This is a genomic window from Mycobacterium shimoidei, assembly GCF_900417275.1.
Classification (GTDB): Bacteria; Actinomycetota; Actinomycetes; order Mycobacteriales; family Mycobacteriaceae; genus Mycobacterium; species Mycobacterium shimoidei.
Map to the genome: position 1 here is coordinate 3,156,732 of NZ_UEGW01000001.1, position 18,896 is coordinate 3,175,627.

20 protein-coding genes and 1 tRNA gene are annotated in these 18,896 nt (G+C 66.7%); 8 read left to right on the top strand and 13 right to left on the bottom strand.

The features are described from left to right. Positions 1-570 carry a TetR/AcrR family transcriptional regulator gene (locus MSP7336_RS15220; RefSeq protein WP_113964062.1) on the top strand — a complete coding sequence of 190 codons (570 nt, stop codon included), beginning with the start codon at positions 1-3 and terminating at the stop codon, positions 568-570. Beyond that, positions 570-2,093, top strand: a complete 1,524-nt coding sequence (locus tag MSP7336_RS15225) for a glycerol-3-phosphate dehydrogenase/oxidase (protein WP_425325770.1) — start codon at positions 570-572, stop codon at positions 2,091-2,093. Before MSP7336_RS15220 ends, MSP7336_RS15225 begins: the two co-directional genes overlap by 1 nt. A 20-nt stretch (positions 2,094-2,113) precedes the next feature. On the opposite strand, the gene MSP7336_RS15230 is transcribed toward MSP7336_RS15225, so the two are convergent. From MSP7336_RS15230 to aceE, 7 genes are all read right to left on the bottom strand, one after another. Then, positions 2,114-3,535 (bottom strand): acyl-CoA carboxylase subunit beta, encoded by a 1,422-nt coding sequence (locus MSP7336_RS15230; protein WP_113964064.1) that lies wholly within the window; start codon positions 3,533-3,535, stop codon positions 2,114-2,116. Between the two features lie 34 nt (positions 3,536-3,569). Further along, positions 3,570-4,829 (bottom strand): 3-oxoacyl-ACP synthase KasB, encoded by a 1,260-nt coding sequence (gene kasB / locus MSP7336_RS15235; RefSeq protein ID WP_113964065.1) that lies wholly within the window; start codon positions 4,827-4,829, stop codon positions 3,570-3,572. Positions 4,830-4,909: 80 nt separating this feature from the next. Continuing rightward, positions 4,910-6,169: a 3-oxoacyl-ACP synthase KasA gene (gene kasA, locus MSP7336_RS15240; protein WP_069396236.1), complete on the bottom strand. Its 1,260-nt coding sequence runs from the start codon at positions 6,167-6,169 to the stop codon at positions 4,910-4,912. Continuing rightward, complete coding sequence (gene acpM / locus MSP7336_RS15245) at positions 6,166-6,513, bottom strand: meromycolate extension acyl carrier protein AcpM (protein WP_069396237.1); 348 nt, start codon at positions 6,511-6,513, stop codon at positions 6,166-6,168. Before acpM ends, kasA begins: the two co-directional genes overlap by 4 nt. Positions 6,514-6,585: 72 nt before the next feature. Then, positions 6,586-7,494, bottom strand: a complete 909-nt coding sequence (locus MSP7336_RS15250; protein ID WP_069396238.1) for an ACP S-malonyltransferase — start codon at positions 7,492-7,494, stop codon at positions 6,586-6,588. A 126-nt stretch (positions 7,495-7,620) separates the two neighbouring features. Then, positions 7,621-8,943 carry a PucR family transcriptional regulator gene (locus MSP7336_RS15255; protein ID WP_069396239.1) on the bottom strand — a complete coding sequence of 441 codons (1,323 nt, stop codon included), beginning with the start codon at positions 8,941-8,943 and terminating at the stop codon, positions 7,621-7,623. A gap of 51 nt (positions 8,944-8,994) precedes the next feature. Further along, positions 8,995-11,799 carry a pyruvate dehydrogenase (acetyl-transferring), homodimeric type gene (aceE, locus tag MSP7336_RS15260; protein WP_069396240.1) on the bottom strand — a complete coding sequence of 935 codons (2,805 nt, stop codon included), beginning with the start codon at positions 11,797-11,799 and terminating at the stop codon, positions 8,995-8,997. Positions 11,800-11,970: 171 nt separating this feature from the next. Here aceE and MSP7336_RS15265 point away from each other — a divergent pair, with 171 nt between their 5' ends. From MSP7336_RS15265 to MSP7336_RS15280, 4 genes are all read left to right on the top strand, one after another. Continuing rightward, entirely contained in the window at positions 11,971-12,582 is a 612-nt protein-coding gene (locus MSP7336_RS15265; RefSeq protein ID WP_425325748.1) for a hypothetical protein, read from the top strand. 89 nt (positions 12,583-12,671) lie between these two features. After that, positions 12,672-13,094: a DUF3052 domain-containing protein gene (locus MSP7336_RS15270; protein ID WP_069396241.1), complete on the top strand. Its 423-nt coding sequence runs from the start codon at positions 12,672-12,674 to the stop codon at positions 13,092-13,094. Further along, positions 13,094-13,564 carry a peroxiredoxin gene (locus MSP7336_RS15275; RefSeq protein ID WP_113964067.1) on the top strand — a complete coding sequence of 157 codons (471 nt, stop codon included), beginning with the start codon at positions 13,094-13,096 and terminating at the stop codon, positions 13,562-13,564. Before MSP7336_RS15270 ends, MSP7336_RS15275 begins: the two co-directional genes overlap by 1 nt. Before the next feature lie 75 nt (positions 13,565-13,639). Next, positions 13,640-13,711 (top strand) — tRNA-Val (locus MSP7336_RS15280). Between the two features lie 21 nt (positions 13,712-13,732). Here the strand turns inward: MSP7336_RS15280 and MSP7336_RS15285 are convergent. Genes MSP7336_RS15285 through MSP7336_RS15295 form a run of 3 tightly spaced genes read right to left on the bottom strand, consistent with a single transcriptional unit; the run spans position 13,733 to position 15,529 of the window. Next, positions 13,733-14,425: a cutinase family protein gene (locus tag MSP7336_RS15285; protein ID WP_113964068.1), complete on the bottom strand. Its 693-nt coding sequence runs from the start codon at positions 14,423-14,425 to the stop codon at positions 13,733-13,735. Between the two features lie 55 nt (positions 14,426-14,480). Next, on the bottom strand, positions 14,481-14,891 hold the full coding sequence (locus tag MSP7336_RS15290; RefSeq protein WP_113964069.1) for a VOC family protein: 411 nt from the start codon (positions 14,889-14,891) through the stop codon (positions 14,481-14,483). Continuing rightward, on the bottom strand, positions 14,888-15,529 hold the full coding sequence (locus tag MSP7336_RS15295; protein WP_113964070.1) for an adenosylcobinamide amidohydrolase: 642 nt from the start codon (positions 15,527-15,529) through the stop codon (positions 14,888-14,890). Before MSP7336_RS15295 ends, MSP7336_RS15290 begins: the two co-directional genes overlap by 4 nt. 146 nt (positions 15,530-15,675) lie before the next feature. Between MSP7336_RS15295 and MSP7336_RS23845 the strand changes: the two genes are divergently transcribed. After that, positions 15,676-15,819: a hypothetical protein gene (locus tag MSP7336_RS23845; protein ID WP_157123581.1), complete on the top strand. Its 144-nt coding sequence runs from the start codon at positions 15,676-15,678 to the stop codon at positions 15,817-15,819. 3 nt (positions 15,820-15,822) lie between these two features. On the opposite strand, the gene MSP7336_RS15300 is transcribed toward MSP7336_RS23845, so the two are convergent. Further along, entirely contained in the window at positions 15,823-16,638 is an 816-nt protein-coding gene (locus MSP7336_RS15300) for an oxygenase MpaB family protein (protein WP_181786763.1), read from the bottom strand. A 35-nt stretch (positions 16,639-16,673) separates the two neighbouring features. On the opposite strand from MSP7336_RS15300, the gene MSP7336_RS15305 reads away from it, so the two are divergent. Continuing rightward, complete coding sequence (locus MSP7336_RS15305) at positions 16,674-17,624, top strand: cobalamin biosynthesis protein (protein ID WP_244917470.1); 951 nt, start codon at positions 16,674-16,676, stop codon at positions 17,622-17,624. Here the strand turns inward: MSP7336_RS15305 and MSP7336_RS15310 are convergent. Beyond that, positions 17,596-18,402, bottom strand: coding sequence for an SURF1 family cytochrome oxidase biogenesis protein (locus tag MSP7336_RS15310; protein WP_069396246.1), 807 nt, complete (start codon positions 18,400-18,402; stop codon positions 17,596-17,598). The genes MSP7336_RS15305 and MSP7336_RS15310 overlap by 29 nt on opposite strands. Next, entirely contained in the window at positions 18,402-18,896 is a 495-nt protein-coding gene (locus tag MSP7336_RS15315) for a low molecular weight protein-tyrosine-phosphatase (protein WP_113964945.1), read from the bottom strand. The genes MSP7336_RS15310 and MSP7336_RS15315 overlap by 1 nt, the downstream gene beginning before the upstream one ends.

Below are 18,896 nucleotides of genomic sequence, written 5' to 3' on the forward strand. Positions count from 1 at the left end.
ATGCTGTCAATCAGTAATGCACCTGTGGATACCGCAGACCGGATCCTCGAGGCGGCCGAGACCTGTGTCCGCCACTTCGGGCCGGAACGCGTGACCCTGGCAGAGATCGCGCGACGGGCCGGCGTGAGCCGACCGACGGTATACCGGCGCTGGCCAGACACCCGCTCGATCCTCGCGGCGGTATTAACCAGTCGCATCACCGCCGCGCTCCGGGAGATTCCGCTAACAGGCGAGGGTCGCCAAGCGCTGGTGGAGCGGGTCGTCAGGGTCGGTGACCGGCTTCGCGAGGACGACATCGTCATGACGCTGCTGCGGTCCGAGCTCGCGATGGTCTACATCACCGAACGGCTCGGCACTAGCCAGCAGATCCTGATCGACGCGCTGGCCGACGACCTGCGCGCCGCCCAGCGCGACGGCAGCGTGCGGCCCGGCGACCCGCGCCGGCTGGCCGCGATGGTGCTGTTGATCACCCAGTCGACGATCCAATCCGCCCGGCTCGTGGGGCCGATCCTGGATGCCGATGCGCTGGCGGTGGAATTGCGCTACGCGTTGAACGGATATCTGTCGTGATGTCGGCTGCGCTCAACGCGGCGCGTCGCACAACCGAGTTGACGGCGCTGGCCGACGGAGCGCCACTGGACGTGCTGGTAATCGGCGGCGGCATCACCGGCGCCGGCGTTGCCTTGGATGCCGCTTCGCGGGGTCTTCAGGTGGCGCTGGTTGAAAAGCATGACCTTGCGTTCGGCACCAGCCGGTGGAGCTCGAAACTGGTGCACGGCGGCCTGCGCTACTTGGCGACCGGTAACGTCGGCATCGCCCGGCGCAGCGCAGTCGAGCGCGGAATCTTGATGACCCGCAACGCCCCTCATCTGGTGCGGGCGATGCCGCAGTTGGTTCCGTTGCTGCCGTCGATGGGCCGCGTCGAGCGGGCATTGGTGCGCGCCGGGTTCCTCGCCGGCGATGTGCTGCGCAAGACAGCGGGCACGCCGTCGTCGGTGCTGCCCGGTTCGCGCCGTATTTCCGCCCACCACGTCGTCGAGTTGGCGCCGGCGGTGAGCCGGCAGGGCCTCGACGGCGGGCTGCTGGCTTACGACGGGCAGCTAATCGACGACGCCCGCCTGGTCACCGCGGTCGCGCGGACCGCCGCGCAACACGGCGCTCGGATTCTCACCTACGTCGCGGCATCCGAGGCCACCGGCACGTCGGCACGCTTGACCGACCAGCGCAGCGGCGAATCGTTCACCGTCTCTGCCCGCGCCGTCATCAACGCCGGCGGCGTGTGGGCCGGCGAGATCGATCCGTCGCTGAAGCTGCGGCCCAGCCGCGGCACGCATCTGGTTTTCGATGCCCAGGCGCTGGGCAATCCGACTGCGGCGCTGACGGTTCCGATACCCGGCGAGCTGAATCGCTTCGTGTTCGCAATGCCCGAGCAGCTGGGCCGGATCTACCTCGGGCTGACCGACGAGGAAGCGCCTGGCCCCATTCCCGATGTGCCGCAACCGACTTCGGAGGAGATCACATTCCTGCTCGACACGGTCAACACCGCGCTTGCCATCACGCTGGAGCCCTCCGATGTGATCGGCGCCTACGCGGGTTTGCGGCCGCTCATCGACACCGGCGGCGGCCACACCGCTGACGTCTCGCGCGACCACGCCGTCGTCGAGTCCGAATCCGGCGTGATCAGCGTGATCGGCGGCAAGCTGACCGAATACCGGCACATGGCCCAAGACGTGCTCGATCGCGCGGTTCAGCTGCGGGGGCTGACCGCCGCCGCGTGCCAAACCCGCAACCTGCCGCTGGTGGGGGCGCCGGCGAATCCGGGATCGACGATTCCGCCGATGGCCGGCTTGCCCGAATCGTTGGTCTTGCGTTACGGGGCCGAGGCGCCCAATGTCATCGCCGCTGCCACCTGCGAGCGGCCCGCTGACCCGGTGGCCGACGGGATCGACGTCGTGCGTGCGGAATTCGAGTACGCCATCACCCACGAGGGCGCGCTGAGCGTCGACGACATTCTCGACCGCCGTACCCGGATCGGCCTGGTACCCGCCGACCGCGAACGAGCGGTAGCCGCCGCAGAGGAGTTTGTGCGCTAGCGCCTTGCGCGGGGAGATACCTACAGCGGGATGTTCTTGTGCCGGCCGCGGCGCGCCGGCGCCTGCGCCAGCGCCTCGGTGATCTTGCTGCGGGTGTGCGCCGGATCGATCTTCTCGTCGACCACGCCGATTTCGATGGCGCTGTCCACGCCGCCTGCGATGCGCTCGTGCTCCTCGGCGAGCTTGTCGTGCAAGGCTTCACGCTCGTGGTCGGGTGCGGCGGCCAGCTTCTTCTTGTGCAAGATCCCCACCGCCGCCTTGGCGCCCATGACCGCGACCTCGGCGTCCGGCCAGGCGAACACCTTGGTGGCGTTCAGCGAGCGCGAGTTCATCGCAATGTAGGCCCCGCCGTAAATCTTTCGGGTCACCAGGGTGACCCGGGGAACGGTCGCCTCACCGAATGCGTGCAGCAGTTTGGCGCCGCGGCGAACCACTCCGCCCCACTCCTGGTCGACACCGGGCAGGTAGCCCGGCACGTCGACGATCACCACCAGCGGAATGCCGAACGCGTCGCACAGCCGCACGAAACGCGCAGCCTTCTCTGCACTTTCGGAGTTCAGGCAGCCGCCGAGGCGCAGCGGGTTGTTGGCCAGCACGCCGACGGTCCGACCGGAGAGCCGGCCCAGGCCGACCACCATCGAGGGGGCCCACTTGGCCTGGAACTCATCGAACGGCGCGTCGTCGTCGAGCAGCGCATTGACGATCGGGTGCACGTCGTAGGCGCGGCGGGGCGAATCGGGAAGCAGCGCATGCAGGTCGGTGTCCTGCGCCTCGGCCTTGCCGCGGTCGAAATGACCCTGTTGGCAGAACAATCCGACCAACCGGCGACCACGCTGGTAAGCGTCGAGTTCGTCGTCGGCGACGATGTGGCACACCCCGGACTTCTTGTGGTGAGTATCCGGGCCGCCCAGCGACTCCATGTCGACGTCCTCGCCGGTGACGCTGCGCACCACGTCGGGACCGGTGACGAACACCCGGCTGTCCGGTGCCATCACGATCACGTCGGTGAGCGCCGGCCCGTAAGCCGCACCGCCGGCGGCGAATCCGACCACCACCGAGATCTGCGGGATGTAACCCGACGCCCGGATCATGGCCTCGAACACCGTGCCGACCGCGTGCAGCGCCCGCACACCTTCGGCCAATCGAGCGCCACCGGAATGCCAGATGCCCACGATCGGGCTCTGCTCCTCGATGGCGGTGTCGTAGGCGTTGACGATGTGCCGACAGCCCTCGATACCCATGGCGCCGCCCATCACGGTGCCGTCGGTGCAGAAGGCGATGGTGCGCACGCCGTTGACGGTCCCGGCGGCGGCCAGCACCCCGGAGCGGTCCCGCTCGTGCAGCAGCTCGACGCTGTCGTCGTCGAAGAACGTGCTCAACCGCAGCAGTGGGTCACGTGGATCGAGCGATTCACCAACCGCTTCGGGGGCCATGGTCGTCATCGCGGGGTGTCCTCCTCGATTGGACGCTGAAGCGTCAGTACCGGCCGAAGGCGAGCGCCACGTTGTGCCCGCCGAAGCCGAACGAATTGTTGATCGCGTACTCGTAGTTGCCCGGCCGCGGCTCGCCGGCGACGACGTCCAGGTCGATCTCGGGGTCGAGATTCACCAGGTTCAGCGTCGGCGGGATGATCTGGTCGCGCAGCGCCAGCACCGTGAGGATCGACTCCACCGCGCCGACCGCGCCCACCGAGTGTCCGAGAGCCGACTTCGGCGCATACACCGCCGCGTTGCCGCCACCAGGGCCGAGCGCGTTGTTGATGGCCTTGCCCTCGGCAAGGTCACCGACCGAGGTGCCGGTGGCGTGGGCGTTGACGTGGGTGATGTCGGCCGGGGTGAGGTCGGCGAGCTGGATCGCCCGCGTCATCGCATGCCCGGCACGCTCGCCGTTGGGGTCCGGGGCGACCATGTGGAAACCGTCGGACGTGATGCTGGCGCCCATCAGCCGCGACAGGATGTTGGCGCCGCGGGCTTTGGCGTGCTCCTCGGTTTCGATCACCATCAGGGCGCCGGCCTCGCCGAACACGAATCCGTCCCGGTCCTTGTCGAACGGCCGGCAGGCACCGGCCGGGTCGTCGTTGTTGGTGGACATCACGATGCGCATCTGGGCGAACCCGGCGATCGGCACCGCCTCGATCCTGGTCTCGACGCCACCGCAGATTGCGATGTCGGCCTCTCCGAGCACGATCTGCTGCCAGGCACGTGCGATGCCTTCCGAGCCGGATGCGCACGCCGATACCGGCGTCAAAACCCCGGCCTTGGCATGCTGTTGCAGTCCGACCGCCGCGGCCGCGCCGTTGGGCATGTACATCTGCACGGCCAGCGGTGACACCGCCCTGTAGCCGCGCTCCCGCATGCCGTCATAGCCGAAGATGAGCTCCTCGGAGGATCCCAGGCCGGTGCCGATGGACACCGTCAGCCGGTTGGTGTCCACCTCGGGCGAACCGGCGTTTTCCCACACCCGCCGGTTCAGCACGGTGGCCATCTTCTGCAGGTAGCCCATCCGTCGGTTCTCGACGCGAGTCAGCTGACTGTCGAATTCCTCCAACAGGTGTCCGCCGATTCGCACCGGCAAGTCGTACTCCTCGACGAACGGGTCCTCGAGCGTACGGATCCCGCTCTGCCCGTCCAGCAGCGCCTTCCACGTGGTCTCCGCGTCGGTCGCCACGGCTGTCGTCATGGCGATGCCAGTGACGACGACATTGGGGAAACCTCTCCCCGTAGCCAACGAAACCATTGTTGTAGTGAACGTTCCTTCCGTATTGTCCGGTTCATCTTTGGGCCGTTGGCGGCCCGCATCGTCACCGGACGCAGTTCTTAGTACCGTCCGAAGACCAGCGCGACGTTGTGCCCGCCGAACCCGAATGAGTTGTTGATTGCGAACTTGTAGTCGCCATGCCGGGGTTCGCCCGCGACGATGTCGAGGTCGATCTCCGGGTCCGGCGTCTGGTAGTTCAGCGTCGGTGGGATGACGCCGTCCCGCAGCGTCAGGACGGTCAGCACCGATTCCAGTGCGCCCACCGCGCCGATGGAGTGACCGAGTGCCGACTTGGGTGCATACACCGCTGCGTGCTCGCACCCGGCGACGCGGATGGCGTTGGCTTCGGCCGTGTCACCGATCGGGGTTGCAGTCGCGTGCGCGTTGATGTGGTCAATGTCCTTGGGGGACAGGCCGGCCAGTTCCAGCGACCGGGTCATCGCCTTACCGGCACGTACTCCGTCGGCCGCCGGAGCCACCATGTGGAACGCGTCGGAAGTGATACCAGCGCCCATCAACCGGGCCAGCGGCTTGGCGCCGCGGGCCTTCGCGTGCTCCTCGGTCTCGATGAGCATCAGCGCACCGGCCTCGCCGAACACGAATCCGTCCCGGTCTTTGTCGAACGGGCGGGACGCCCCCTCCGGGTCGTCGTTGCGCGTCGACATGGCTCGCATCATGGAGAACGCCGCGATCGGCAGGGCCTCGATGCCACCTTCCACACCACCGCAAACGGCGATGTCGGCATCACCCATGACGATCTGCCGCCAGGCGTGGGCAACGGCCTCCGATCCCGACGAGCACGCCGACACCGGTGTCATCACTCCCGCGCGGGCGCCCAGCTGGAGGCCCACCACGGCTGCGGCGCCGTTGGGCATGATCATTTGAACGGCGAGCGGCGACACCTTGCGCGGGCCGCCCTCGTTCATCAGGTCGTAGCTTTCTACGATCCGCTCGGCGCCGCCCAAGCCGGTGCCGACCACCACCGTGAACCGATCAGGATCGACCTCCGGACTGCCGGCGCTTTCCCACAGCTGACCGGACAGCAGCTTGGCCATCCGCTGGACATACGACATCCGCCGCATGTCCAGCCTGCCCATGTGGATGTCGACGGGCTCCTTGAGGTGACCGCCGATCTTGACAGGTAGGTCCCACTTGGTGACGAACTCGTCTTCGAGGACGTGGATGCCGCTCTCGCCGGCCAACAAGCCCTTCCACGTGCTCTCGATGTCCGGCGCGATCGACGTCGTCGCCGTGACGGCGGTTACCACAACATTGGGGAAACCGCCGTTGAGCGTCGAGGGCGTGGAAGAACCCGTCACTTGCTCTCCGCTTCCAGCCTTGCCTTGACGTTGGCAACAGCCTCGGGGTTCTCCGCCTCGATCTTGGCGCGGATGGCCTGGGCCGCTTCCGGGTTCTCTTCCTCGAGCTTCTGGATGTACTCGACGACGTCACCGACGGTGCGCAGACCTGCGAGGTCCTCGTCGGGAATCTTGACGCCGTACTTGTCCTCGGTCTGCACGGCGATCTCGACCATCGACAGCGAGTCGATGTCCAGGTCGTCGACGAACGACTTCTCCGGGGTGATCTCCGACGGCTCGATACCGGTGACCTCTTCGATGATTTCGGCGAGACCGGCGATGATTTCCTGCTGAGTGACGGGCACGGTGGCCTTCCCTTCGTGATGTGTTGTGCTACTTCCGTTTGGAAATGCGGTATGCGGTTGTACCGACAGGGTTTACAACTCTGTTAACCCGTCGAGATCCGCGGGCGACTTGACGGCATGCGTCGGGACTCCGCGAAGTTCACGTTTGGCGATACCCGAAAGCGTTCCTGCTGGCGGGAACTCGACGATCGCCGTGATGTTGTGCTGTCGCATCGTTTCGGTGCAAAGATCCCAACGCACCGGACGAACCAGCTGCGCGACCAGCTTTTCCATCGCGTCAGCTGCCGACGATACCGGCTTTCCGTCCCGGTTGGACAACAGCGTGGTCGTGGGCTCGCCCGGCGTCACGTTCGCCGCGGCTGCGGCGTAGCCGTCCAGCGCCGAGCGCATGAATTCGGTGTGGAACGCGCCGGCGACGCCAAGCGCACGCACCCGGGCCTTGGCCGGCGGGTCTTCGGCGAGCTTGTCCAGAGCGCTCAGTCGTCCTGCGGCGACGATCTGGCCGGCCGCGTTGCGGTTGGCGGGGACCAGGTCGAGCTGCTCGAGACGCGTCAGCACCTCGGATTCGTCACCGCCCAGCACCGCCGACATCCCGGTCGCCTCGTTGGCGCAGGCCTTGGCCATTTCGGCGCCGCGGGTGGCGGCCAGCGAAACGGCTTCATCGGCCGAAAGCACGCCGGCGATCGCGTAAGCCGCGATCTCGCCGACCGAATGGCCGGCCACGATCGTTTCCCGGTCCGCGAGCAGCCCCCGCGCGGTCAGCTCCTGATAGGCCAGCAGCGTGGCCGCTACGACCAGCGGCTGGGTGACGGCGGTGTCGGTGATCTCCTCGGCCGTGGCGGTCGTGCCCAACTGAACCAGGTCCAGACCGCTCGCCGTCGACCAGGACGCAAGCTGATCCGCCGCGCCGGGCAGCTCAAGCCACGGCGACAACATTCCTGGAGCCTGCGATCCCTGTCCGGGCGCAAGTAAGGCAATCATCTGTTTAAGAGAACACTGTGAAGGCGGTTTTGCGGGGTGTATCAGATTATGAACCTGATCTTATGTTTTTGTAGTGACCCTACAAAACCGCCTTGGATGCGATGCGTTTGATATCGCGCCGCAACCTCAGCCCTCGACCCGATGCCCCGCCGATGGCTCAACCAGGTCTTTTACCACCGGGGTGGTGGCGGGTGTCACAGTGTTGCTGCTGATGCTGGTGTGTTGGGCCTGATACGCGAGATGACCCACGGTAGCGGCGATCCGGAGGACATAGGCGTCGCGGGGTTGGGTGGGATCCCGGCCGGTGAAGTCGGCGATTCGGCGGAGGCGGTAGCGGACCGTATTTGGATGAACGAACAACTTGCGCGCACACGCCTCGATCGCGCCGCCGCAATCCAGAAAGGCATCCAGCGTCTCCGTCAGCGTGGGCCCGGCGTCGGCCAGCGGCCGCATCACGTCGGTGTGCAGAGCCGCCACCGCCGATGGATCACCCATCAGGGCGCGTTCGGGCAGCAGTTCTCGCGCCAGCACCGGTCGCGGTGCTCCTTTCCAGCCCGCCACCGCGTTCATTCCGGCGATGGCTTCGCTGGCGCTGTGGTAGGCCGCGGTCAGGGACGGCGCGGTCGGGCCGATCACCACCGGGTCATCGGAGAACGCGCTCAGCAGGTCACCCAGGAATTTGTCGGTGGGCGTGAGCTGGCCGGACACGATGGCCACCAGCCAGGTCCCGTGCACGTCGGTGAGCGCGGCTCGGCCGTGGCGGGTGGCGATATCGCGGACGCGCTGGCTGGCCGTGGTGCCGAGCGGCCCCTCCTGATCGGCGGCCGGAGTGCCCACCACCACCGTCGCCGGCGCGGTGGTATCCCAGTTCAGCGCGGCGGCCCGGGAAAGCAGCTCGGGCCCGGTGTCACCGCGCACCACGGCGTCGACGACGCTGGCCTCCATCCGGCTGTCCCAGGTGCCGCGGGCCTCGGCCGCGTCGGCATATGCCGTGGCGGCGGTGAATGCCAGGTCGCGGCTGTATTTGAGGATGCCGACTGTCAGTGCGGTGACTTGCTCTTCGGAGCGGGCCAGCATCGGCACGACCTCTTCGAAGAACTCCATCGTGACCCGCACCATGTCGACGGTGTGCCGCAGCGCGATCCGGCGCGTCAGCTCCTGGGGCACCAGCTCGAAGGCCTGCGCGGTGTAGCTGACGTTGCTGCGCGGGTCGCTCATCCATTCGGCGAAGTTCACCACCGCGGTCTGCACGACCAGGGCCACGCTGGCGCGTTGGGACGCTTCTAGATCGGCGAAGAACGGCAACCGGTCCTGCATCGCGGAGACGGCCTGGGTGGCCAGCCGCCCGGAGTACTGCTTGAGCCGCCGCAGCAGCGACTCCGGCACGCTGTCCAACAGCTCCAGTGTCGAACTTGGTAGCGCGAACTGCCCGGCGAGCTTGTCGGCCATCCCTAAAACCTACGCCGCTTTTCTGGAAGATTCGGCCAAAGGCGCGCTCCGTTATGCGCCCGGGCCCGGATCCGACGTCTGCGCCGGCGCAGCCTGCGCGTCGTCGATCCGGTACTGCCGGGCCGCCGCGATCGGTACCGACGGATCGATCTCTCCGTCGCGTGCCAACGCCGCCAGCACCGCCACGACCTGCGATTCGGCGTCGGTGTTGAAGTAGCGCCGCGCGGCGGGCCGAGTGTCGGAAAAACCGAACCCGTCGGTGCCCAGCGTGGCGTAGGTGCCCGGCACCCAGGGCCGGATCTGCTCAGGCACCGCGCGCATCCAGTCCGAGACCGCGACGATAGGGCCGGGTTTGTCCGTGCGGGCCTCGGACAAGACCTTGCCCACGTAGGGCTCCGCGGCGGGGCGGTCCGGGTGACGCAGCCTCTCCTTGTCGATGGCGATCCCCTCGCGGCTCAGTTCACTCCAGCTGGTCACCGACCACACGTCGGCGGCCACATCCCAGTCGGCGGCAAGCATTTCGGCCGCCTTGAGCGCCGAGGGCATCGCCACCCCGGAGGCCAGGAGGTGGGCGGTGTTGGTCCGCCGCTCGGTGGCCGCCTTGTACCGGTAGATGCCCCGCAGCAGGCCGTCTGGGTCGAAATTCTCCGGCTCCGGCGGCTGCACATACGGCTCGTTGTAGATCGTCAGGTAGAACATCACGTCTTCGGGGTTTTCCCCGAACATGCGAGCCAGCCCGCTTTCCACGATGTAGGCGATCTCGTAGGCAAACGCGGGATCATAAGCGACGACCGCCGGGTAGGCGCTGGCCAGCAGCAACGAGTGGCCGTCGGCGTGCTGCAGCCCCTCGCCGGTCAGCGTGGTGCGCCCAGCTGTGGCGCCGAGCAGAAAACCGCGCGCCATCTGATCACCGGCAGCCCACAAACCGTCGCCGGTGCGCTGGAAACCGAACATCGAATAGAAGATGTAGATCGGGATCATCGGCTCGTTGTGCGTCGCGTATGACGTGCCGACGGCGGTAAAGGAGGCTACCGACCCCGCTTCGTTGATGCCCTCGTGCAGCATGTGCCCGTCGGAGCTTTCCTTGTAGGCCAGCATCAGATCGGCGTCGACGGAGGTGTACAGCTGCCCGTTGCGGTTGTAGATCTTGAGGCTCGGGAACCACGAGTCCATCCCGAAGGTGCGGGCCTCGTCGGGGATGATCGGAACTATGCGATCTCCAATCTCTTTGTTCCGCAACACTTCCCGGAATGTACGCACAGTTGCCATGGTGGTGGCGACTTCTTGGTGGCCGGAGCCCTTCTTGAGCGCTTTATAGGTGTCGCGTCCGGGCAGCGGCAGTGCCTTCGACTTTGTCCGGCGTTCCGGCAGGAAGCCGCCCAGGGCGCGCCGCCGGTCGAGCATGTAGCGGATTTCGGGCGCCTCCGGCCCGGGGTGGTAGTACGGCGGCAGGTAGGGGTCTTCCTCCAACTGGGCGTCGGAGATCGGAATCCGTTGTGTGTCGCGGAATTCCTTGAGGTCGTCCAGCGTGAGCTTCTTCATCTGGTGGGTGGCGTTGCGGCCCTCAAAATGCTTGCCCAGCGCGTAGCCCTTGATGGTCTTGGCCAGGATGACCGTCGGCTGGCCCTTGTGCTCCAGTGCCGCCTTGTAGGCCGCGTAGACCTTGCGGTAGTCGTGACCGCCGCGCTTGAGGTTCCAAATCTCTTGATCTGAAAGGTGTTTCACCAACTCTTTGGTGCGCGGGTCGCGGCCGAAGAAGTGCTCACGGACGTAGCCCCCGTCGTTGGCTTTGTAAGTCTGGTAGTCGCCGTCGGGCGTGACATTCATCAAGTTGACCAGGGCGCCGTCGCGGTCGGCATGCAGCAGTGCGTCCCACTCGCGTCCCCAGATCACCTTGATCACGTTCCAGCCGGCGCCGCGGAAAAACGACTCCAGCTCTTGGATGATCTTGCCGTTGCCGCGCACCGGACCGTCGAGGCGCTGCAGGTTGCAGTTGATCACAAAGGTCAGGTTGTCCAGACCCTCGAGCGCACCGACGTGCAGTAGCCCCCGACTCTCCGGTTCGTCCATCTCGCCGTCGCCCAAGAAACACCACACGTGCTGGTCGGAGGTGTCCTTGATGCCCCGGTCATGCAGGTAGTGGTTGAACCGGGCCTGGTAGATCGCGTTCATCGGGCCCAGGCCCATCGAGACGGTGGGGAATTCCCAGAAGTCGGGCATCAGCCGCGGGTGTGGGTAGGACGGCAATCCGCCGCCGGGATGACTGTGTTCCTGGCGGAATCCGTCGAGTTGTTCGGCGGTCAACCGCCCTTCCAGGAAGGCACGCGCGTAGATACCGGGGGAGGCGTGGCCCTGGATGAAGATGTGGTCTCCGCCGCCAGGGTGCGATTTGCCGCGGAAGAAGTGGTTGAAGCCCACCTCGTAGAGTGCGGCCGAAGACGCGTAGGTCGAAATATGCCCGCCCACACTGACGCCCGGTCGCTGCGCGCGGTGCACCATGATGGCCGCGTTCCAGCGGATCCAGGCCCGGTAGCGGCGCTCGACGTCCTCGTCGCCGGGGAACCACGGTTCCAGCTCGGTCGGGATGGTGTTGACGTAGTCGGTCGACGTCAACGCGGGAATCGACACCCGCTGCTCACCGGCGCGCTCTAGCAGTCGGAGCAGCAGGTAGCGGGCCCGGGACGGTCCTGACCGTTCCAGCAGCGCGTCGAAGGACTCCAGCCACTCCGACGTCTCCTCCGGGTCGATGTCGGGCAGATACGACGCCACGCCCTCGCGGATGACCCGCACCCGGTCGGGTTCGCTTGCACCGCTTGAGTTTTTCGCCAGATCGTGGCGTACGAACTCAGTAGTCAACTCACTACTCCTTGGTTGGCGGGGCATGTGCTTGTGGCCGATTGCCGCCGTTGCCGTTTGGCTTATTTTCACGCCCGTTTCTGCTGGGCACCTCTATCGTGCCGCACGTTGGGCTCGCCTGCGTAGTGCCTACCGAGGTGGATTCGGAGTCAGGCGGTAACGTCGAGAAGCGTGCTGAGGGGATCGCATGCCGCGAAGCAGCCGACGTTGCGCCAACCTCCCGCCCATGGGCGGTCTCCCGTCCGCCTGGCCGCGCTGGTGGTCGGTTGCGTGGCAGCGGTGTTGATGACGATCGTCGGATGCACCACCATCACCGAGGGCACCCCAACCGCCGACACCGCGATGGCCCCCGCCTACCGGGCGTCGGTGTCGGCGTCGATCTCGGCGTCGTCGGCGACCTCCCGGATCCTAGAGTCCAAGCGGCAGGCGCAGCTGACCACGCGGGCGGTGGTCAAGGCGTGTGAGGCGTTCGCCAACAGCAGCAAAGAGGCCATCGAAAAGGTCAATGCATTTGTCGGGGCGTTCAATCGAGGCGGCAATACCGCTGTGGCCGAAGGCCCGGCGATCGACGCGCTCAACAACAGCGCCGACGTCGTCGCGCGCAGCATCAGTGAACCGCTGTCGCAGGAACTGCGGGACGCGTTGAACGCCTATGTCGACGCCTCCCGCGAGGTCGCCAACGTCATCCGGGCCCACGCGCCCACCTCGGAGTTCAATCGGCGGGTCGATCAGCTCAACGACACCAAATCCAAGACGGTGAAAGCGTGCCTCGCCTACTCGTGACGTGGCGGGATGTAGAAGGCGAGTTGCTGTGCGACGATAGTGCGCATCTACGGCGCTGGGAACCATAACGGCTAAGAGGAGGTCGCACGGTGGTGGCGGCGGATGACGCCCCGAACTACGCCCGCAAGTTGGGCATCCAACACGGGCAGGTTGTCCAGGAGTGGGGCTGGGACGAGGACACCGATGACGACATCCGCGCCGACGTCGAGGAAGCGTGCGGGGGAGAGCTCCTCGACGAAGACACCGACGAGGTCATCGACGTCGTCTTGCTGTGGTGGCGTGACGGCGACGGCGACCTGGTGGACACCTTGATGGACGCGATCGCCGCGCTGGCCGAAGACGGCGTGATCTGGGTGCTGACGCCCAAGACGGGTCGACCGGGCCATGTGCTTCCCGCGGAGATCGCCGAGGCGGCACCGACCGCCGGCCTGATGCCGACGTCGTCGGTGAGCCTGGGCGACTGGAGCGCCAGCCGGTTGGTGCAGCCGAAGTCGCGTGCGGGACGGCGTTGATGCTGCCCGTCGGGACCGCTGCGCCGGACTTCACCTTGCTCGACCAAAACCGGCAGCCGGTCACCCTCAGTGACTACCGGGCCGGTGACGACGCCAAAAACGTGCTGCTGGTGTTCTTTCCGTTGGCGTTCACCGGCATCTGTCAGGGCGAGCTGGACGAGATTCGCGATCATTTACCCGATTACGAGAACGACGACAGCGCCGCGCTGGCCATTTCGGTCGGTCCGTCGCCCACCCACAAGGTCTGGGCCGCCGAAAGCGGCTTCCTGTTTCCGCTGCTGTCGGATTTCTGGCCACACGGCGCGGTCAGCAAGGCCTACGGGGTGTTCAACGAGGAAACCGGGGTGTCCAATCGGGGCACCTTTGTCATCGACCGGTCCGGGATCATCCGGTTCGCCGAGATGAAACAGCCCGGCGAAGCCCGTGATCCCAAGGTGTGGACCGACGCGCTCACCGCACTGAAGGCATGACCGCCCCGACACGCTCGGCGTGACGGGTCGGCGTTTTGGGCACTTAACACCCAGCCGGGTAGCCTGCCCCAGGCAGGGCGCGTAGCTCAGTGGTAGAGCTCTGGTTTTACACACCAGCGGTCGGCGGTTCGATCCCGTCCGCGCCCACTGGCCAAGGGCGGCTCGCTGCTACAGGTGACTTGCGACGAAAGCCGCGGCCTGCCCGGGCATTGGGGAGTCTTGGTAGGAACGGTGTGCCGGGGAAGCCAACTCCTCGGGCGTCGGCAACGTGAAAAGCCCGCCCGGCGTGCAAACCGGGTCGCCGGGCGCGCACAAGTCGATCGCCTTGGCCCCGTACCACGGGCTGACCGCCTCGATGGGGGCACCCAAGAATTTGTCCGACGGGTTGCCGAAGGTGGCAAGTGCGGCAACGCGATCGGCCACGTCTTTGGGCAGCGATGCGGGGATGAGACCCGCAACCGGCATCTGGGCGATGGTGATCAGGTCGATCACAACCGCGCCCTGGGAATAGCCACCGAGCACCAGCTTGGTGTCCGGGCAGTTCGCCGCCATCGATGTGACATGGGCGTACGCATCGGTGGCGCCGGCGGATGCCGACGGTCCGAAATCGTCGGCGGCGGGGTAGTTGACCGGATACACCGCGACAGACCGGCTCCCGACTTGGGAACGCAGTGAATCGATGAATGCCTGGCCGACCCCACCGACGCCAGGTGGCTCGCCGGTGGCGCGGGCGAACGTCACGTCGACGTCGGGACAGGGTTGCCCGGTCGCGGGAGCAATGCCGATTGGCGTGAACGGCAGGGCAACCCACGTGGTCGCCGCCGCAACACCGAGGAAATGTGCTATCTGCCGTCGGTTCACGCAACAATGCTGGCAGATCGCGACGGCTAACGGATGCCATCCGACGAGAACGCTCTCAGGCTTTACTCGGTGATTGCGGCGGCGCAAAGAACTCGAGGGCGATGCCGTCCGGATCGCGGAAGCTCAGCCCCGAGCCGTAGCGTGCGTCGACAATTCCGCCGTGGTCGATGCCGAGCCGCTCGAGGCGTTGTACCCACTCTTGCAGTTCGGCGCGGTCGGCGCAGCCGAAGCCGACGTGGTCGAGGCCCACCCGGAACTCGCTGAACGTTTCGTTGGGTGCGCCGCGGCCGTGTTGGTGGATGCCGAACACCGTGCCGCCCTCCAGCATCCAGACCAGATGCCGGAACCCGGCATCGGTATGTTCGTCGAGGACCGGGTCGGTGCCGAACAATCGCCGGTACCAGGGGCCGCTGACGTCGAGATCGCGCACCGTGACCGCAACGTGGTTGAGCGCCGGGAAAGTCATGGTCTTGCTCCTTGGTGGACAGAGATCCAGGCTCGGCTGCCGGCGAGTACGACGGCATGCACCGCGCGCGCGATACGGGCGCCGAACATCGATCGGGGGCCGCCGTAGGTTTCGGCGGCACCGTCCGTAGGACAGTGCACCACAATCGCGTCGGAGGCCGTTCCGGTGGCGCGCACCCCGGCATCGTGCAACGCCTGCACTTTCGCTTCCGTCGCGGTGGAAATCGCGTTGACGAGCGCCGCCTGACAAAGCCGGACTGGGACCGCCACCACGACGTTGATCGTCCCGACCCGTTGCGGGGGCCGCTCCCGCCGAAAATGCCCGTCGGGCGCGGCCGCCCAGGCCGGACTGGACAGCCCGACGGTGGCCGCGGCGTGCACGCCGCCGTCGGCGGCAAGGTGATGCCGGGTCACGTCAACCGCGGTGAGCAGACCACAGCCGGCACCGTCGAGTCCGAGGGCAGCACCGATCTCGATCGCGTGCCGGTCCGGGTCGTGCCGGTCGTAGTCGAGCGGCACCGTGGCGTTGATCACCCAGCGCCGTAGACCGATGCCGCCGCCGAGCGGGGCAGACGAGATGCATAACCGGGGTTCGGTGAACCGCCAGACCAGCACCGGGCTCGTGCGACCGTTCTCCACTCTCGTGGTCAATCGGGGATCCACGGAGCTATCTTCGCGTACCGAGACGGCCGGTTGATCACCTGGTGTGATCTGCATCGCAACGCCGTCTCGATGAGGCGAGCAACACATTTACGTAGGCGTACTAATCCGCAACGATAGTTAGTATGACTTCACAACTGACGCCTGAACGTAAGACGTCGCCCGCGCACAAGGCGGAGGAGACCAACGAGCGCATCTTCTTGCAGCCGTGGTTTTGGATGGCGGTGCTGTGCATGATCGCCATGGTGTTGCTGGTCGCGTTCGGCTAGCCGCTACACGATTCGCCAGCCGCGCCGGGCCCGGAATCGCATGTCCCACAGATACAGTCGATAACCCAATAGCCACATCTGATGCGGTATCAGCCGGTCGGTCAGTCGTAGCGCGGACAGCAGCAAGTTGAACCGGCGCTGCTGGGCATCCGACCAGTCCAGCTGCATCATCGTCCGGAATTGCGCCGGGAGAAATCCGGTCGTCGCGAACAGGTTGAGCGGCCCGAGCAGCGCCCGCAGCGGCAACGGCAGGAACGCCACCGAGGCCACGCCGCGCAGGTGTTCGCGCACCGGGGGATCGATGCGCAGTTCGTCGAGGGACCGCTTCCAGTACTCGTCGAAGGCAGCGCGATCTGGCGGCCACATGTCCTCGCGTACTTGCAGCGTCGTGCCCAGGCGCCTGGCGTCCTGATACACCGCGTCGGCGGTCGCGTCGTCGAGCGGCCCGTACAGAAATTCGTGCTGGTCGACGAAATAGCGATACAGGCAGGCGGCCACCCAGAGCTGCAGCTGCGGGTCGAATGCGTTGTACGACACCGGACTCGACGATGTCGATCGCACCTGGCGGTGCGCGGTGTCGACCACGGCGCGGATCAGCTCGCGGTCTTCGGCCGTTCCGATCGTGGCGACGGCCAGATACGTGCCGGTGGTGCGCGCCCGCTTGAACGGATGCTTGTAGACGTTGCCGCTGTCGACTGGGCTTTCCAGCACGCCGTAGCCGACACCGGGCAACGACAGCTGCATGATCACGTTGGCGGCGGGCAGCAGCACGGAAGCAGGGTTCAGCAAGTCGGCGACCCGCTTGGCTGGGCGCTTCATGCCATCGAGTAGATCACGTATGAGACGCTGCCGGAGTGGTTGGGCTGACACGGCTTGCCGGCGTGCTGGCCGGCTACCTGGCCGACCTGCTCGTGGGCGATCCGCAGGTTGGTCATCCGGTCGCCGGGTTCGGCGTCGCCGCGGCGGCCCTGGAGCGGATTTCCTACCGGGACAGCCGGATCGCCGGTGCGGGGCATGTGGGCGTGCTGGTCGGGGCGGTCGGAGTGCTCGGTGCGGCCCTGCACCGGTTCACCCGGTGCCGCCCGGTGCTCTGGTCGGTCGCGACGACGGCGGCGGCCGTGTGGGTTTCGCTGGGTGGGACGTCACTGGCGCGCACCGGCATGGCCATGGTCGCGTTGTTGGAGCGCGGCGACGTCGAGGGCGCGCGACGGCTGCTGCCCGCACTGTGTGGTCGCGACCCAACGGTGCTCGACACCGACGGGCTGGCTCGCGCGGCGGTGGAATCGATCGCCGAGAACACCTCCGACGCGCAGGTGGCGCCGCTGTTGTGGGTCACGCTCGGCGGAGCGCCCGCGGTGTTGGCGTACCGCGCGGTCAACACGTTGGATTCGATGATCGGCCACCGTTCGCCGCGCTATCAGCGATTCGGTTGGGCCGCAGCCCGTTTAGACGACCTGGCCAATTATCCGGCAGCGCGGCTCACCGCGGCTCTGGCGGTGCTGTGCGCACCGGTCGTCAGCGGATCGCCGGCCCGGGCCGCGCGGGCCTGGCGGCGTGATGCCGCCGCGCATCCCAGTCCCAATGCCGGCGTGGTCGAGGCGGCGTTCGCGGGTGGCCTCGGTGTGCGGTTGGGCGGACCCACGCAGTATCACTACGAACTGCAGATTCGGCCGACCCTCGGTGAGGGGCCGATCCCGTCGCCGGCTGATCTGCGTCGCGCGGTGGTGCTGTCCCGGGTGGTGCAGGCGGCGGCGGTCGTGCTGTCGTGTGTGGTGCTCAGCGCCGGCGCCCGTAGCGGTCGCTGAGCTTGTCACCGACCGTGTCGGGCGCGACTGTTGGGGGCTTTTCGGTGCGGCGGGCCCGGATTTCGGCATACACGAAGTAGCCCAACAGGATCGGCGCGATGATGCCGAACGAGATCCATTGGATGCCGTAGGACAAGAACGGTCCGGCATCCAGATGCGGCACCCCGATCACGCCGAGCCCGCCGGGCTGGTTGTCGACCAACTGCAGGTAGGAGCCGGCCAGCGGTACTCCGGCCAGCTTCGCTACCTGGCCGGTGTTTATCGAATAGACCTGTGGCACACCGTCTTTGGTGAACGGTTCTTTGCCGGGCGCCGTCGGCTCGGAATCACGCAGTCGTGCCGTGATGGTCACTGTTTCGCCGGGCGGGGGAGGGATCGGCGGCACCCGCGACCCCTCCTCCGGTCGTACATACCCGCGGTCGACCAGCACGGTGGGACCGCCGTCGACGGCGAACGGTGCCAACACCTCGAACGCGGGGTCCCCGTCCACCACCCGCAACCGGGCCAGCACTTGTGTCTGCGGCAGGTAGTGTCCGGTCGCGGTGACTCGGCGCCACTGCGCCTCTGGTGCCGACGAATCCTGTTGGGGTAGCAGAGTATTCAACGGGACAGGGTCGGTATTGAGCGATTGCGCGATCTGCTGGTTCTCCCGCGAGGTCTTGGCGTTTTTGCCCAGCTGCCACGGCGCCAGCACGGTGAAACACAGGTAGGCGAACGCGATCACCACCACGGCCAGGGCAAGCCAGCCCGGACGCAGCAGGAAGGCCAAGCGACGCATCAACGCTGTCCGTTCTCGGCGAGCCGCTCGTCGACCCAGGCGTGCAGACCCGGCAACGCGGCCTCGATAGCGGCGAAGACCGCCTCGAAATCGTCGTGATCACCGTAGTAAGGGTCATCGACGTCGAGCGCATAGGCGCCCGATCGCGGGTCGAAGGACCGCAACATTCGGATCCGGTCCGGGTCGACGCCCAGCTGCTGCAACAGCCAGACGTGGTTGCGGGCCAGCGCCACCACCAGATCGGCGTTCAGGTGGTCGATGTCGACTTGCATTGCGCAATGATCGGTGGGGTAGCCGTGTTTGCGCAGCACCCGGTTGGCCCGTTTATCGGCGCGTTTGCCGGTATGCCAGTCGGCGGTGCCGGCGCTGGTGACCCGCACCACGTCATCCAGACCGCGCTGGTTGATCTGGTGGGCGAACATCTTCTCGGCCATCGGCGACCGGCAGATGTTGCCGGTGCACACGAAGGTGATGTGCAGCCGCGGATCAGACAC